Consider the following 14583-nt stretch of genomic DNA (forward strand, 5'->3'; position numbering starts at 1 on the left):
CGACGTGTCGGTCAGACTCCGCCGTCGAAACCGATCTGACGCCACGCCTCGTACATGACGATCGAGGCGGCGTTCGCGAGGTTGAGCGATCGACGGCCCGGCACCATGGGAATGCGGACGCGGTCGGTGACGTGAGCGTCGTCCAACACCTCCGGGGCCAGCCCGGTGGGTTCGGGACCGAACAGCAGGACGTCACCGCGTCGGTACTCGAGTGACGCGTACGAGGTGTCGGCGTGCGCGGTGAAGGCGAAAACCCGCTCCGGGGCGAGCGAGGTCCACGCCGCGTCGAGGTCGTCGTGCACGGTCACCGACGCGAGATCGTGGTAGTCCAACCCCGCCCGGCGCAGCTTCGGCTCGGACAGGTCGAACCCCAGTGGGCGCACCAGGTGGAGCTCACACCCGGTGACGGCGGCCAGGCGAATCGCGTTTCCGGTGTTCTGCGGAATGCACGGTTGGTGGAACATCAGTCGAAACACCGGTCCAGACTGCCATGTGAAAAACTTCTCCCGTGACCGCGCTGCGACTGGATGGAAAACTGACCCGCGACGAGATCTTCGTCGACCTGACCGCGCGTGTTGCCGCACTGCGCGAGAAGGGAATCGTGCCGGGACTCGGCACCGTTCTCGTGGGCGACGACCCCGGATCCGCCGCGTACGTACGCGGTAAGCACAACGACTGCGCGAAGGTCGGCATCGAGTCCATTCGGCGCGATCTGCCCGCCGACGTCTCGTCCGAGGAACTCGACGCGGTCATCGACGAGCTCAACGCGAACCCGGCGTGCACCGGATACATCGTGCAACTTCCGCTGCCGAAGCACCTCGACGAGAACCGCGCGCTCGAGCGCGTGAACCCCGACAAGGACGCCGACGGTTTGCATCCGGTCAACCTGGGCCGGCTGGTGCTGGGCGCTCCCGGTGCGCTGCCGTGTACCCCGCGCGGCATCGTGCATCTGTTGCGCCGTTACGAGGTTCCGATCGACGGGGCGCACGTGGTGGTGATCGGTCGGGGCGTCACGGTGGGCCGACCCATCGGGCTGATCCTGACTCGGCGCAGTGAGAACGCGACGGTCACGTTGTGCCACACCGGAACTCGTGACCTGGCCGCCGAGGTTTCCCGCGCCGACATCGTGATCGCGGCCGCCGGAGTGCCGAGTCTGATCACCGCCGACATGGTGCGGCCCGGCGCCGCGGTGATCGACGTCGGGGTGAGCCGCACCGACGACGGACTGCGCGGGGACGTCGCAGCCGACGTCGCCGAGGTGGCGGGGTTCCTTTCGCCCAACCCCGGCGGTGTCGGACCGCTCACGCGCGCCTTTCTGTTGACCAATGTGGTCGAACGGGCAGAACGGCAGCTGTGAGGCGTCAGAGCGTGGTCGGCCGCAGCATTCCGGTCGTGATGGTGTTGGCCATCATGGCCGCGGCCGCCGTGCTCGTTCTCGCCGACCGGTGGCGCCGCGGGTCGCTGCTGTTCGGCGTCGCCATCGTGTTCGCGGCGCTGCTGAGGTTGTGTCTGCCGTCGGATCGCGTGGGGATTCTCGCGGTCCGCTCGCGCGCGTTCGACACGGTGTCGCTCGCCGCCGTCGGCGGCGCGATCGTGTGGTTGTCGATCTCGATCGATCCGCTGGGCACGGGGTAGTTCAGGAACCGGCCAGTTCGCCCCGCGCCAGGTCCATCGTCCGGCCCAGCATGGACGCCACGGGAACCGCTTCGGTGAGAAAGCCGTCGTGACCGTCTCGGGAGAGCACCACGTTCAGACCCTCGCAGTTCGGCAGTGAATCGGCGATCAGCTGCTGCTGCCGAATCGGGTAGAGGCGGTCGGAATCGACACCGCCGACCACGGTCGGAACCGTCGTCGCCCGTAGTGCTTCCTCGACGCCGCCGCGTCCGCGGCCCACGTCGTGTCGATTCATCGCTTCGGACAGCAGCACGTAGGTGCCCGCGTCGAACCGGCCGACCAGCTTGGCGGCCTGATGTTCGAGGTAGCTCTGCACCGCGTATCGGCCGCCGTCCAGAGCGTCTTCGTACTGCTGTGACCGGTTGCCGAAGCGGGCGTCCAGCTCCTGGTCCGTGCGGTAGGTCAGGTGTGCGATGCGGCGCGCGATGCCGAGCCCGGCCTCGGGAAGTCGGCCCGTGCCGTGGTAATCGCCGTTCTGCCAGTTCGGATCGCTCGTGATGGCCGCGATCTGCGTGGTCTGCGTACCGATCTGATCTGCCGAGGCGCGTGCACCGACGGCGAGCACCAGCGCCGACGCGACGCGGTCGGGATGCCCGACGATCCATTCCAGCGTGCGCATACCGCCCATGGATCCGCCGACCACCGACGCGAACTTGGCGATGCCGAGTGCGTCGGCGAGCTGTCGCTCCGCGGTCACCTGGTCGCGAATGGAGATGGCGGGAAAGCGTGAGCCCCACGGATTGCCGTCCGGCGCAAGCGAACTGGGCCCGGTGGTGCCGCGGCACCCACCGAGAACGTTCGTGGCCAGGATGCACCACTCGTCGGTGTCGAGCGGGGCGCCCGGACCGACGGCGTCGTTCCACCAGCCGGGTGACGGATGATCCGGACCCGCCGGGCCGTGCACGTGAGAATCGCCGGTCAGTGCGTGCTCGACCAGGACGACGTTGTTTCGTTCGGGCGACACCTCACCCCAGCGTTGTACGGCAACGGTGACGTCGGGGATGCTCTGCCCACTCTCGAGCTGGACGTCACCGATGTTCACGAAGCCCAGTTGCCCGTCCGGCGGCGGAAACGCAGCCGGACGGGCGACGGGTGTGGAGCTGAGGGTCAAGACGCCGCCGCAGCGACCGAGGCCGCACCCGAGGCGGCGCGGAAACCGCCCTCGAGGTCGGCGAGGATGTCGTCGATTCCCTCGATACCGACGGCCAGCCGGACGAGACCCGGAGTGACACCGGACGCGAGCTGCTCTTCGGGACTGAGCTGCGAGTGGGTCGTGGACGCGGGGTGGATGACGAGAGAACGCACGTCTCCGATGTTAGCGACATGGCTGTGCAGTGTGAGTGCATCGACGAAGCGTTTGCCCGCGTCGGCCCCTCCGGCCAGCTCGAACGCCACGATCGCGCCGGCGCCCCGCGGGGCGAGTTGCTGCCCGCGCTCGTACCACGGCGACGACGGAAGGCCGGCGTAGTTGACCGTCACCACGTCGCTTCGGCCGATGAGGTAGTTCGCAACCTTCACCGCGTTCTCGACGTGCCGTTCCAGGCGCAGGCTGAGCGTCTCGATGCCCTGGCTGATGAGGAAGGCGTTGAACGGCGAGACCGCCGCACCGATGTCGCGTAGCAACTGCACGCGAGCCTTGAGTGCGAAGGCGGGCGCTCCCAGGTCGGCGAAAACCACGCCGTGGTAGCTCGGATCGGGGGTCGTGTACTGCGGATGGCGGCCCTGCGTCCAGTCGAACGTACCGCCGTCGACGATCACGCCCGCTACGGCGTTTCCGTGCCCACCGAGGTACTTCGTCGCCGAATGCACCACGATGTCGGCGCCGTGCTTCAGCGGCTGGATGAGGTACGGGGTGGCGACGGTGTTGTCGACGATGAGCGGAATTCCGGCGCTGTGGGCGACGTCCGCGACACCCGGGATGTCGAAGATGTCGTTCTTCGGGTTCGAGATGGTCTCGCCGTAGAACGCCTTGGTGTTGGGCTGCACGGCGCCGCGCCAGTGCTCGAGGTTGTCAGGGTCCTCGACGAACGAGACCGTGATGCCCAGCTTCGGCAGTGTGTAGTGGAAGAGGTTGTAGGTACCGCCGTAGAGACGCGGGCTCGAGACGATGTGATCGCCCGCCTCCGCGAGATTGAGAATGGCGAGTGTCTCCGCGGCCTGGCCCGATGCGAGCAGCAGCGCCGCCACGCCACCCTCGAGCGCGGCGATCCGCTGCTCGACGGCGTCTTGCGTCGGATTCATGATGCGGGTGTAGATGTTGCCCGGCTCGGCCAGACCGAACAGTGCCGCGGCGTGATCGGTGTTGTCGAAGGTGTACGAGGTGGTCTGGTAGATCGGCAGAGCGCGGGCGTGTGTCACCGCGTCCGGGGTCTGGCCCGCGTGAATCTGCTTGGTCTCGAAGCTCCAGTTGGCGGTGGGATCTTCGGGTGCAGCGTCGGGGGAGATGTCGGTCATGGTCGATCCTTCGGGGTCGCGTCGACGCCGCGGCCGTATCGGGCGGCGGTGTCGGGAAAGTCAGAGAGAAGTGTGGTGTCGGGGTCTATCGGGGACAGCTACACATGGTGAGAAAACCTCCGATGGCTGCTCCGTGGAGAGCATCCGGTCAGTGGGCCCGTCGTGCGGACCCGCGCTTGCTCCCGATCAGGTAGATCGAGTAACCCGGTCAATCACCCGGGGCACCCCACCGCGGCTGGAGGGTTGCCGGCCAGCAAGCCGGGGCTCGATGCTGGCACTCATGACCTTGGCGGCGATATTAGCCGAGGCCTGCCGTGAGTGGAATCACGGCTGCTCGATTCGTGAATGGGCGACCGCGGGTTGGACAATGGTTGCGCTACCTACTGAATCGAGAAAGTGTCATGACCCAGGTCGTCGAACGCGACATCCTCCAGTCTCCGGACGTGACATCCCGGAGCCGACGTGGCGCGATGCTGGCTCTGGCTCTCGGCGGATTCGGCATCGGCACCACGGAATTCGTCTCGATGGGGCTTCTTCCCGAAATGGCGTCGAGCGTCGGAGTGACGGAACCGGTTGCCGGCCACTTCATCTCCGCCTACGCACTCGGCGTCGTCGTCGGTGCACCGACGATCGCCGCACTGGCCGCGCGCGTCGAGCGCAAGACGTTGCTCATCGGTCTCATGGTCGCCTTCACGATCGGCAATCTGGCCACCGTCCTGGCCCCGACCTACGGAACTCTGGTCGCAGCGCGGTTCGTCGCCGGCCTTCCGCACGGTGCGTTCTTCGGCGTCGCGGCACTGGTCGCCGCGCATCTCGCCGAACCCGGCAACCGAGCCAAGGCCGTCGCCTTGGTCATGATGGGGCTCTCGGTGGCGAACGTCATCGGCGTCCCGGCGGCGTCGTTCATCGGACAGACCTTCGGGTGGCGCTCGGCCTTCGCCGTGGTGGTGGCCATCGGCATCGTCACCGTCGGCGCTCTCTGGAAGCTCGTTCCGACGTTGCAGGGTCTGCACCTGAGCAATCCGATCAAGGAACTCGGCGCACTGCGCCGCGTGCAGGTGTGGATGACCCTGCTGTTCGGCATGGTCGGCTTCGGCGGAATGTTCGCCGTCTACACCTACATCAGCTCGACGCTGACCGACGTCTCCGGTCTGCCCCGCAGCGCGGTGCCGGTGGCCCTGATGATCTACGGGCTCGGCATGGTGGCCGGCAACGTGCTCGGCGGCCGTATTGCCGACCGGGCCCTCATGCCGGGGCTGTTCCTCTGCATGATCGCGCTCGTCTCCGTGCTCGTGGGCTTCGTCTTCGCCGCCCACAATCCCGTCACGGCGCTGATCTTCGTGTTCCTCATCGGCGTGTCGTGCTCGGCGATGATCCCCGGACTGCAGACGCGGTTGATGGACGTCGCCGGCGACGCCCAGACCCTCGCGGCGACCCTCAACCACGCGGCGCTGAACCTCGCGAATGCCGGTGGAGCGTGGATCGGTGGTCTCGTCATCGCAGCCGGTTACGGGTACACCGCACCTGCGGCGGCGGGCGCGATTCTCGGAGTTCTGGGATTGGGCGTTCTCACCACTGCCGTCGTACTGGATCGCCGCGCCCGCGTCTGAGCGGATGGCAGACTTTCCGTCATGCCGGAACTGGACGCCACCGATGCACGCCTTCTTCTCGAACTCTCGGAGAAGCCCAGAGCCTCGGGCGTAGAGCTCGCACACTCGCTGGGATTGGCCCGCAACACGGTGCAGTCGCGGCTGGCCAAGTGGGACACCGGCGGTCAGCTCGGCTCGATCGACAGACGAGTCAACCCCAGCGCTCTCGGCTACCCGCTCCTGGCGTTCGTGACCATCAGGGTCGATCAGCACCGTCTGTCGGGCGTGACCACCGCGCTCGCCGACATTCCCGAGGTCGTCGAGGTGTTCGGCTTGTCCGGCGCGTCCGACCTTCTCGTCCGCATCGTGGCCGTGGACGCCGACGACCTGTATCGGATCGCCGGCCTCATACTCGACATCCCCGGCGTCGAGCGCACCAACATGGCCATCGCGATGCGCGAGTTGGTCACCTACCGACTCACACCCGTCCTCGAGCGCGCCGCGGACCCACGACGAAAGTGACCATGTCTCACACCATCACGACGGTCAACGTCAACGGAATTCGCGCCGCAGTGCGCAAAGGGATGTCGGAGTGGCTGTCACGATCCGACGCCGACATCGTGTGTCTCCAGGAGACACGCGCGTCGGACGACGAGATCGTCTCGAGTCTCGACTCGGCGCTCGGCTCGGGATGGCATCTCGCGTCCGCCGAGCCGTCGCAGAAGGGGCGCAACGGCGTCGCCATCCTGTCCCGCGAGCCGTTCGAGTCGGTGACGATCGGAATCGGCAGCGACGAGTTCGACTCCGCCGGCCGCTACATCGAAGCGGTGATCGACGGAGTGACCGTCGGCAGTCTGTATCTGCCGACCGGCGAGGCGGGCACCGAGAAGCAGCAGGCCAAGGAGCGGTTCATGTCAGCCCTCGCTGCCCGCATGGCCACCCTCGAAGCCACCGGGGTCGACGCGGTGATGTGCGGGGACTGGAACATCGCGCACACCGAGCGAGATCTCAAGAATTGGAAGGCCAACCGGGCCAAGTCGGGTTTCCTTCCCGCGGAACGAGAGTGGATCACCGCGCTGCTGTCCGGCTCGTGGGTCGACGTCGTTCGGGAGCTGCATCCCGATGTCGACGGACCGTACAGCTGGTGGTCGTACCGGGGGCGCGCGTTCGACAACGACGCCGGCTGGCGTATCGACTACCACCTCGCGACCACGGACTTTGCGGACCGCGCGAAGGACGCCGTGGTCGAGCGTGCGCCGACCTACGACACGCGATGGTCGGACCATGCCCCCGTGACCGTGGTCTATCGCTGAGGTCCGCCCCCGCTGTGCGCGAATTCCGGCCCTGGAGGGCCGGAATTCGCGCACAGGTGCGGAGCGACCGACCGAAGGTGACCGTCGTCTCCACCCGGAATAGGCCCGTTCGGTAGCGCGGTTGTCCTTGTCGTGATCAACGAAACGACGACACTGTTCACCCCCGTGACACTGGGAGACCTCTCGCTGGCCAACCGGCTCGTGATGGCCCCCTTGACTCGAATGCGCTCGGGCACCGACGGTGTCCCCGGTCCGATCGTGGTGGAGCACTACCGCCAGCGCGCCACACTCGGCCTCATCGTCACCGAGGGCACGTATCCGAGCCGCGCCGGCCAAGGATTCCCCGGTCAGCCCGGTCTCGTCACGCCCGAGCAAGTCGAGGGATGGCGCAACGTCGCCACTGCGGTGCACGGCGAGGGTGGGGTCGTGGTCGCGCAGGTGATGCACGCAGGACGAGTGACCCACGAAGCCACCACGGGTGGCCACGAAGTCGTCGGACCGAGCGCGATCGCCATCGACGGCGAGACCCACACCTACGAGGGCAAGAAGCCCTACCCGGTCCCGCGTGAGCTGGGAACAGACGAACTTGCAACTGTTGCAGCCGAATTCGTCACAGCGTCGAAGAATGCGATCGACGCCGGTCTGGACGGTGTCGAGGTTCACGGAGCCAATGGATACCTGCTCCACGAGTTCCTCTCACCCGCGTCCAACCAGCGGACCGATCGTTACGGCGGCTCGCCGGAGAACCGTGCGCGTTTCGTGGCAGAGGTCGTGGAGGCTGTTGCCGCCGAGCTCGGCGCCGGTCGCGTCGGGCTTCGGATTTCTCCCGAGCACAACATCCAGGACGCACTGGAGGAGGACGGCGAAGACGTGCGGGCGACGTACACCTCCCTCGTCGAGCGGTTGGCACCGCTCGGGCTCGCCTATCTCAGTGTCCTGCACAAGGATCCGTCCGGGGATCTGGTTCAAGGTCTGCGGAAGTCGTTCGACGGGCCCCTGCTGGTCAACAGCGGCTTCGGACAGATCACCAGTCGTGACGAGGCCTTGGACGCGATCACCGAGGGTCTGGGCGACGCGGTCGTGGTGGGTCGGCCTGCCATCGCCAATCCCGATCTCGCCCGCCGCTGGCGCGAGAATCTTTCGGAGAACGCCCCGGATCAGTCCACCTTTTACACCGACGGTGCGAAGGGGTACACCGACTACCCTGCGCTGACCGCCTAGCTCGATCGGGTGTGACCTGCCGCGCTCGGGGGTATCCCGACGCCATGACAACGAGCACCGAACGTACCGACGGCGTCCGCAAGGTCGCCGAACTGATGAGCAAGTCATCGCTCTGCATGTTCACCACCGTCGGCCTGGACGGCCATCTGAAGTCCAGGCCGATGGCGCTGCAGGAGACCGAATTCGACGGCGACCTCTGGTTCTTCGCGCAGAGCGACTCTCGCAAGGTAGCCGACATCGGCAAGGATCCGTCGGTGAACGTCTCGTTCCAGTCGGGGACGTCCTGGGTGTCGTTGTCGGGTCACGCCGAGACGGTCACCGACGACGCCAAGCGCACAGAACTCTGGAACTCTCGCGCAGCCGCCTGGTTCGAGAATGGCCCGACGTCCGACGAGGTGCTGCTCATCAAGGTGGTCGCCGAGGGGGCCGAATACTGGTCCGCGCCAGGGTCCAAGGTGTTGACGCTGCTGGCGTACGCGAAGTCGCGTATCACCGGCGAGAGGCCGGATGTGGGGACCAACGACACCGTCGACATGTGATCCGCGCTGGGCCATCGCCGTCGGCTGTGCGCGAATTCCGGCCCCCGGGGGCCGGAATTCGCGCACAGGTGGGGAACGCCCCAGCGCCGAGGTGATTGAATCTGTAGACCATGACGACCCAGCGCGTACTCTCCGGAATCCAGCCCACCGCTGATTCGTTCCATCTGGGAAACTTTCTCGGCGCCGTGCGGAACTGGGTCACGTTGCAGGAAGACTTCGAGGCGTTCTACTTCGTCCCGGATCTCCACGCGATCACCGTCCCTCAGGACCCGAAGGAACTCCGTCGGCGTACGCGCATCGCGGCTGCGCAGATCCTCGCCGCGGGCGTGGACCCGACACGCTCGACCCTGTTCGTCCAGAGCCAGGTTCCCGAGCACACGCAGTTGGCGTGGGTGCTCAACTGCATCACCGGTTTCGGTGAGGCCAGCCGGATGACGCAGTTCAAGGACAAGTCCGCCAAGCAGGGCAGCGAGCAGACCAGCGTCGGTCTCTTCACGTACCCGGTGCTGCAGGCGGCGGACATTCTGCTGTACCGCCCCGCGCTCGTTCCGGTCGGAGAGGACCAGCGCCAACACCTCGAACTGACGCGTGATCTGGCCCAGCGCTTCAACTCTCGGTTCGGCAAGACGTTCGTGGTCCCCGAGGGCCACATCGTCAAGGAGACGGCGAAGATCTTCGACCTGCAGGACCCGACGTCGAAGATGAGCAAATCGGCGTCGACCGCAGCCGGGTTGATCAACATCCTCGACGACCCGAAGGTCTCGGCCAAGAAGATCAGGTCGGCGGTCACCGACAACGAGCGCGACATCAGATTCGACCCGGTGGAGAAAGCGGGTGTCAGCAACCTGCTCGTTATCCAGTCCGCGCTCGGGGGTACTCCCGTGCAGACATTGGTGGAGAACTACCAGGGCAAGGGGTACGGCGATCTCAAATCCGACACGGCAGACGCCCTCACCGAGTTCGTGGTGCCGCTCAGGGCGAAGGTCGACGAGCTGCTCGCGGACCCGGCCGAGCTGGACCGCATTCTCGCCGACGGCGCCGAGCGGGCGCGGTCCATCGCGTCGGCGACACTCGCTCAGGTCTACGAGCGCGTGGGTTTCCTCGCGCCGCAGGTCGGGTGATTAGGTGCCCGATTTCGCCGGAGCGCTCGATCGACGCCGCAAGGCCTGGCCGTGGCTCGACCACGTGGTACGCGCGGGGTCGGTCTACACGCAGCAGAAGGGCGACTACTACGCCGCCGGCATCACCTACTTCAGCATCCTGGCGCTGGTGCCGCTGCTGATGGTGGCGTTCGCGGTGGTGGGCTTCGTCCTCAGCTCACGCCCGGATCTGCTCGAACAACTGCAGACGGCGATCGCCGACAACGTCCCTGGCGGTTTCGGTACCACCGTCAGCGACCTCGTGGACACGGCCATCGAGTCGCGCACCAGCGTCGGCGTCATCGGTCTGGTCGGTGCCCTGTACGCGGGGCTGGGGTGGACGGCGAACCTACGCGAAGCTCTCACCGCGATGTGGGAGAGCCAGCACGAGCGGTCGAACTTCCTGGTGACCAAGCTCAAGGACCTCGGCGCTCTGGTCGGCCTCGGACTCGCGTTGGCCGTCTCGCTGTCGCTGTCGGCGCTCGGCAGCAGCGGTATCGCCGACCGCGTTCTCGAGTTGCTGAAGGTCGACAACGTAGTGGGCGTCGGTGTGCTCGTTCGGGTGGTGTCGATTCTGGTGTCCATCGTGGCCACCTGGGCGGTGTTCATCTGGGTCATCGCCCGGCTGCCCCGCGAACCGGTCACCGCGAAGAGTGCCGTGCGGGCCGCGTTGCTCGCGGCGGTGGCCTTCGAGGTGCTCAAGCAGGTCGGCGCCATCTACCTCGCGTCCGTCACCAGCGGACCCGCGGGAGTCGCGTTCGGCCCTATCATCGGTCTGCTCGTCTTCGTGTTCACCACCTCTCGGCTTCTGCTCTTCTGCACCACCTGGGCGGCGACGGCGCGGGAGAACATGGCGCTCGCCGCCACCCCACCGCCCGATTCGGCAATCATCGCTCCGCGGGTCGACATGCGCGAGGGGCTGTCCGGCGTCGGTGTGGCCGCCGCCGTCGGAGCCGGACTGCTCGCCGCAGTGGGCCTGAGCGGAATTCGAGACCGACTGCGACGCTGAGACATTGAACGGCGCGAGGCATTCAACTGCGCGAGACATTCGTCATCCACGTTCGACCGGGAGAAAGTCAGGCATGTGCGAATTGCTCTATTGTCCTACCGCAGCAAGCCGCACTGCGGTGGTCAAGGGGTCTACGTCTCGCGGCTGAGCAAGGCGCTGATCGACGCCGGCCATCACGTCGAGGTGTTCTCCGGGCAGCCGTATCCGGATCTCGATCCGCGCGTCATCCTGACCAAGGTCCCCAGTCTCGATCTCTACCGCGAGCCCGATCCCTTCCGGACTCCGCGTCCCGGTGAGATCAGGAACTGGATCGACGTGCTCGAGGTGCTCACGATGTGGACGGCTGGTTTCCCGGAGCCGTTGACGTTCAGCCTGCGGTCGGCGCGGTTGCTGCGACATCGCCTGCAGGACTTCGACATCGTGCACGACAACCAGTCGCTCGGCTACGGGTTGCTGTCGGTTCGCCGACGGGGGCTTCCCCTGGTGGCCACGATTCATCACCCCATAACCCGCGACCGCGCGTTGGACCTGGCCGCCGCGCCGTGGTTCCGCAAGGTCGCTGTCATGCGCTGGTACGGATTTCTGACCATGCAGAAGCGGGTCGCGAAGCGTCTGCCGCGGGTGTTGACGGTGTCCTCGTCCTCGGCGGCCGACACGGCGACCGCGTTCGACGTCGACCCCTCGAACATCGACATCGTGCCGTTGGGCGTCGACACGCAGACGTTCCGTCCGCCGAGCGAGTCGCGGGTGCCGGGCCGGATCGTGGCGATCGCGTCGGCTGACGTGGCGCTCAAAGGCGTTCGTCATCTGCTCGAAGCCGTCGCCAAGGTGCGAACGGAACGGACCGTCGAGCTGCAGCTGGTGTCCAAGCTCGATCCGCAGGGGCGCACTGCCCGCCTGATCGAGCAACTCGGCCTCGGCGACGTCGTGCACACGCGGTCCGATCTCGACGACGACGAGCTGGCGGCACTGCTCGGCTCCGCCGACCTCGCGTGTGTCCCGTCGTTGTACGAGGGGTTTTCGTTGCCCACGATCGAGGCGATGGCCTGCGGAACCCCGTTGGTGGTCAGCCGTACCGGGGCGATTCCGGAGGTCGTGGGCGAGGACGGCGCGTGCGCCGACCTGGTGCCACCGGGAGACAGTGACGCACTGGCGGTCGCCCTGACCCGAGCGCTCGGCGACGACGACCGGCGCGCCCGGATGGGGGAGCGTGGCCGCGTCCGCGCCGTGGAGAAGTTCAGCTGGGCGGCGGTCGCATCCGCCACCGTCGACTGCTATCGCAAGGTGAGTGAGCAATGCTGACAATGGATTTCGACCGCCTCGGGTTCCGGCCCGGACAGACGGTCGTGGACATCGGCGCCGGCGCCGGGCGCCACTCGTTCGAACTGGCCCGCCGCGGGGTCGACGTGATCGCCTTCGATCAGAACAAGGAAGAACTCGACACGGTCGCCGACATGTTCGCCGCGATGCGCGAGGTCGGCGAGATCCCCGTCGGCACCGAGGCCGAGGTGGTCCCGGGAGACGCACTGGCGCTTCCCTTTCCGGATCGACACTTCGACGGGGTGATCGTCTCGGAGATGCTCGAGCACATTCCGTCCGACGCCGAGGCGATCGCCGAGATCGCCCGCGTGGTCAAGCCTGGCGGCACGGTCGCCGTGAGCGTGCCCCGCTGGTTACCGGAGCGGGTGTGCTGGGCGCTGTCGGATCAGTACCACGCCAACGAGGGTGGGCACGTGCGGATCTACCGCGCGAACGAACTCGCCGCGTCCCTCACCGCCGCCGGCCTGGTCGAGACGCACCGTCATCACGCACACGCCCTGCACTCGCCCTACTGGTGGATCAAGTGCGCCGTCGGGGTGAACGACGAGGACAACGTCCTGGTGCGTACCTATCACCGGTTCCTGGTGTGGGACATGATGAAAGCGCCGAGGTTCTCGCGCACTCTCGAACGCCTGCTGAACCCGGTGATCGGCAAGAGCGTCGTGATCTATCTGAGAAAGCCGACCGAATAGCATGCGCCGCGTCGACGTACCGGAGGTCGTCGGTGTCCTGACCGCCGACGACATCGTCCGCAGCGCCGAATCCATTGCCGCGGTTCAGCAACGCTCCGGCGCCATACCGTGGTCACCCACCGGGCACACCGATCCGTGGGATCACGTCGAGTCCGCCATGGCGCTGTCGGTCGGCGGACTGCGGGAGGAAGCCGAGCGCGCCTACGACTGGATGCGCCGCGAGCAACGACCCGACGGGTCGTGGCCCATGCAGTACCGCGGGGACGTCGTGGAGGACGCGGGATCGGACACCAACTTCTGCGCGTACGTGGCAGTCGGTGTGTGGCACCACTTCTCGATGACCCACGACGACGCGTTCCTGGCGCGGATGTGGCCGACCGTGGCGGCGGCCATCGATTTCGTTCTCGACTTCCAGAGCGACCGCGGTGAGATCGCGTGGGCGGCCGGGCCGAAGGGTCGCGCGGAAGCTGCTCTCCTGACCGGCAGTTCGAGCATCTTCCACAGCCTGCGGTGCGCCGTCGCCATGGCGGAACACCTGGCCGACGCACGCGGAGAGTGGGAGCTGTCGGCGGACCGACTCGGTGACGTCCTCCGGGACCACGAGCATGCGTTCGTGACCAAGTCCTCGCACTCGATGGACTGGTACTACCCGATTCTCGCAGGGGCGCTGCGGGGTGGCGCCGCCGAGACGAGGATCGACCGTCGGTGGGACGATTTCGTCGTCGACGGACTCGGTGTTCGCTGTGTCGACCACCAACCCTGGGTCACGGGGGCCGAGACCTGCGAACTCGTGATGGCCCTCGACGCGATCGGTCGACGCGAGCAGGCCGTGGAGCAGTTCGCCAACATGCAGCACCTCCGAGATCCGGACGGTGCGTACTGGACCGGTCTGGTGTACTCGGACGGAAAGCGATGGCCCGTCGAGCGCACCACGTGGACCACCGCGGCGGTGATCCTCGCGGCGGACGTCCTCAGCGGGGCCACTCCCGGCAGCGAGATCTTCCGCTAGTTGCGGGTCAGGACGCGCAGCGACCCGACCACCGTCTCCTCGGAGAAGTCCCCGCTGTCGAGGGCGCGCCGGTAGATCCGGTACGGGGCCTGGCCGCCGTCGTTCGGATCCGGGAAGACATCGTGAATCAGCAGTGCGCCACCGGTTTTGATCCACGGCGACCAGCCCTCGAAGTCGGTGGACGCCGCCTCGTCGGTGTGACCGCCGTCGATGAACAGAACGTCGATCGGCGTGTTCCATATGGCCGCGACGGCCCCGGAACGACCGACCACGGCCACGACGGTCTCGTCGAGGTCGGCGTCGGAGATGGTCCGTCGGAACCGTCCGAGGGTGTCGAACTTTCCGTCGGCGGGGTCCACGAGGGTCGAGTCGTGGTACTCCCACCCGACCTGATGCTCTTCCGAGCCCCGATGATGATCGACGGTGACGACACGACCGCCGGTGATCTCGGCGGCACTGCCGAGGAACACCGTGGATTTGCCGCAGTAGCTTCCGATCTCGAGGGCGACGCCCTCTCCGAGATGGGCGAGCGCGGCGTCGAACAACCCGAGCCCCTCGTCGGTGGGCATGAATCCGGTCGCGCGCTCCGCGATGCGCAGACGGTGCTCGGGCATGGTGATGGAA

The 14583-nt window shown here is 66.9% G+C and carries 16 protein-coding genes and 1 riboswitch; of the genes, 12 read left to right on the forward strand and 4 right to left on the reverse strand.

Translation table 11 applies throughout. From position 1 onward, the window contains the following. Window positions 1-11: 11 nt before the first annotated feature. The gene (locus AC59JP_RS19050) at window positions 12-476 is read right to left on the reverse strand and encodes a tRNA (cytidine(34)-2'-O)-methyltransferase (protein WP_497327375.1); all 465 of its coding nucleotides are present in this window, start codon (window positions 474-476) and stop codon (window positions 12-14) included. A 32-nt stretch (window positions 477-508) separates the two neighbouring features. On the opposite strand from AC59JP_RS19050, the gene AC59JP_RS19055 reads away from it, so the two are divergent. Beyond that, window positions 509-1357 (forward strand): bifunctional methylenetetrahydrofolate dehydrogenase/methenyltetrahydrofolate cyclohydrolase, encoded by an 849-nt coding sequence (locus AC59JP_RS19055; protein WP_497327376.1) that lies wholly within the window; start codon window positions 509-511, stop codon window positions 1355-1357. Between the two features lie 38 nt (window positions 1358-1395). After that, window positions 1396-1635 (forward strand): DUF3017 domain-containing protein, encoded by a 240-nt coding sequence (locus AC59JP_RS19060; protein ID WP_188546137.1) that lies wholly within the window; start codon window positions 1396-1398, stop codon window positions 1633-1635. 1 nt (window position 1636) lies between these two features. Here the strand turns inward: AC59JP_RS19060 and metX are convergent, their stop codons facing one another. Together metX and AC59JP_RS19070 are read right to left on the reverse strand one after the other, a co-directional pair. Beyond that, a complete protein-coding gene (metX, locus tag AC59JP_RS19065) occupies window positions 1637-2785 on the reverse strand; it encodes a homoserine O-acetyltransferase MetX (protein ID WP_497327377.1) in 1149 nt (382 codons plus the stop codon). Then, a complete protein-coding gene (locus AC59JP_RS19070; RefSeq protein WP_497327378.1) occupies window positions 2782-4128 on the reverse strand; it encodes a bifunctional o-acetylhomoserine/o-acetylserine sulfhydrylase in 1347 nt (448 codons plus the stop codon). The genes metX and AC59JP_RS19070 overlap by 4 nt, the downstream gene beginning before the upstream one ends. Before the next feature lie 167 nt (window positions 4129-4295). Then, a riboswitch (SAM riboswitch) is annotated at window positions 4296-4414 on the reverse strand. A 115-nt stretch (window positions 4415-4529) separates the two neighbouring features. Here AC59JP_RS19070 and AC59JP_RS19075 point away from each other — a divergent pair. The 10 genes from AC59JP_RS19075 (at window position 4530) to AC59JP_RS19120 (ending at window position 13959) form a co-directional block, all read left to right on the forward strand. Next, window positions 4530-5738: an MFS transporter gene (locus AC59JP_RS19075; RefSeq protein ID WP_497327379.1), complete on the forward strand. Its 1209-nt coding sequence runs from the start codon at window positions 4530-4532 to the stop codon at window positions 5736-5738. Window positions 5739-5759: 21 nt separating this feature from the next. Continuing rightward, window positions 5760-6239 carry an Lrp/AsnC family transcriptional regulator gene (locus tag AC59JP_RS19080; protein ID WP_497327380.1) on the forward strand — a complete coding sequence of 160 codons (480 nt, stop codon included), beginning with the start codon at window positions 5760-5762 and terminating at the stop codon, window positions 6237-6239. A gap of 2 nt (window positions 6240-6241) precedes the next feature. Beyond that, the gene (locus AC59JP_RS19085) at window positions 6242-7030 is read left to right on the forward strand and encodes an exodeoxyribonuclease III (protein WP_497327381.1); all 789 of its coding nucleotides are present in this window, start codon (window positions 6242-6244) and stop codon (window positions 7028-7030) included. Window positions 7031-7195: 165 nt separating this feature from the next. After that, window positions 7196-8251 carry an alkene reductase gene (locus AC59JP_RS19090; RefSeq protein ID WP_497327382.1) on the forward strand — a complete coding sequence of 352 codons (1056 nt, stop codon included), beginning with the start codon at window positions 7196-7198 and terminating at the stop codon, window positions 8249-8251. A gap of 44 nt (window positions 8252-8295) precedes the next feature. After that, a complete protein-coding gene (locus AC59JP_RS19095; protein ID WP_497327383.1) occupies window positions 8296-8790 on the forward strand; it encodes a pyridoxamine 5'-phosphate oxidase family protein in 495 nt (164 codons plus the stop codon). A 110-nt stretch (window positions 8791-8900) separates the two neighbouring features. Beyond that, entirely contained in the window at window positions 8901-9911 is a 1011-nt protein-coding gene (gene trpS, locus AC59JP_RS19100; RefSeq protein ID WP_497327384.1) for a tryptophan--tRNA ligase, read from the forward strand. Window positions 9912-9915: 4 nt separating this feature from the next. Further along, window positions 9916-10938, forward strand: coding sequence for an inner membrane protein YhjD (yhjD, locus tag AC59JP_RS19105; protein ID WP_497327385.1), 1023 nt, complete (start codon window positions 9916-9918; stop codon window positions 10936-10938). Window positions 10939-11013: 75 nt separating this feature from the next. After that, window positions 11014-12240 carry a glycosyltransferase family 4 protein gene (locus tag AC59JP_RS19110; protein ID WP_497327386.1) on the forward strand — a complete coding sequence of 409 codons (1227 nt, stop codon included), beginning with the start codon at window positions 11014-11016 and terminating at the stop codon, window positions 12238-12240. Further along, window positions 12234-12950 (forward strand): class I SAM-dependent methyltransferase, encoded by a 717-nt coding sequence (locus AC59JP_RS19115; protein WP_497327387.1) that lies wholly within the window; start codon window positions 12234-12236, stop codon window positions 12948-12950. The genes AC59JP_RS19110 and AC59JP_RS19115 overlap by 7 nt, the downstream gene beginning before the upstream one ends. A 1-nt stretch (window position 12951) precedes the next feature. Then, window positions 12952-13959: a prenyltransferase/squalene oxidase repeat-containing protein gene (locus AC59JP_RS19120; protein ID WP_497327388.1), complete on the forward strand. Its 1008-nt coding sequence runs from the start codon at window positions 12952-12954 to the stop codon at window positions 13957-13959. Here AC59JP_RS19120 and AC59JP_RS19125 read toward each other — a convergent pair. Further along, window positions 13956-14573 carry a class I SAM-dependent methyltransferase gene (locus AC59JP_RS19125; protein WP_497327656.1) on the reverse strand — a complete coding sequence of 206 codons (618 nt, stop codon included), beginning with the start codon at window positions 14571-14573 and terminating at the stop codon, window positions 13956-13958. The two genes, AC59JP_RS19120 and AC59JP_RS19125, sit on opposite strands and share 4 nt — an antisense overlap. Window positions 14574-14583 lie beyond the last annotated feature (10 nt).

The organism is Rhodococcus sp. 320_ES, assembly GCF_059691855.1.

Bases quoted from the DNA above. Each gene is read 5' to 3' on its own strand.
- AC59JP_RS19075 (WP_497327379.1), top strand. From the start codon at position 4,530: ATGACCCAGGTCGTCGAACGCGACATCCTCCAGTCTCCGGACGTGACA.
- AC59JP_RS19085 (WP_497327381.1), top strand. From the start codon at position 6,242: ATGTCTCACACCATCACGACGGTCAACGTCAACGGAATTCGCGCCGCA.
- trpS (WP_497327384.1), top strand. From the start codon at position 8,901: ATGACGACCCAGCGCGTACTCTCCGGAATCCAGCCCACCGCTGATTCG.
- AC59JP_RS19125 (WP_497327656.1), bottom strand. From the start codon at position 14,573: ATGCCCGAGCACCGTCTGCGCATCGCGGAGCGCGCGACCGGATTCATG.
- AC59JP_RS19115 (WP_497327387.1), top strand. From the start codon at position 12,234: ATGCTGACAATGGATTTCGACCGCCTCGGGTTCCGGCCCGGACAGACG.
- AC59JP_RS19095 (WP_497327383.1), top strand. From the start codon at position 8,296: ATGACAACGAGCACCGAACGTACCGACGGCGTCCGCAAGGTCGCCGAA.
- AC59JP_RS19080 (WP_497327380.1), top strand. From the start codon at position 5,760: ATGCCGGAACTGGACGCCACCGATGCACGCCTTCTTCTCGAACTCTCG.
- AC59JP_RS19070 (WP_497327378.1), bottom strand. From the start codon at position 4,128: ATGACCGACATCTCCCCCGACGCTGCACCCGAAGATCCCACCGCCAAC.
- AC59JP_RS19060 (WP_188546137.1), top strand. From the start codon at position 1,396: ATGGTGTTGGCCATCATGGCCGCGGCCGCCGTGCTCGTTCTCGCCGAC.
- AC59JP_RS19120 (WP_497327388.1), top strand. From the start codon at position 12,952: ATGCGCCGCGTCGACGTACCGGAGGTCGTCGGTGTCCTGACCGCCGAC.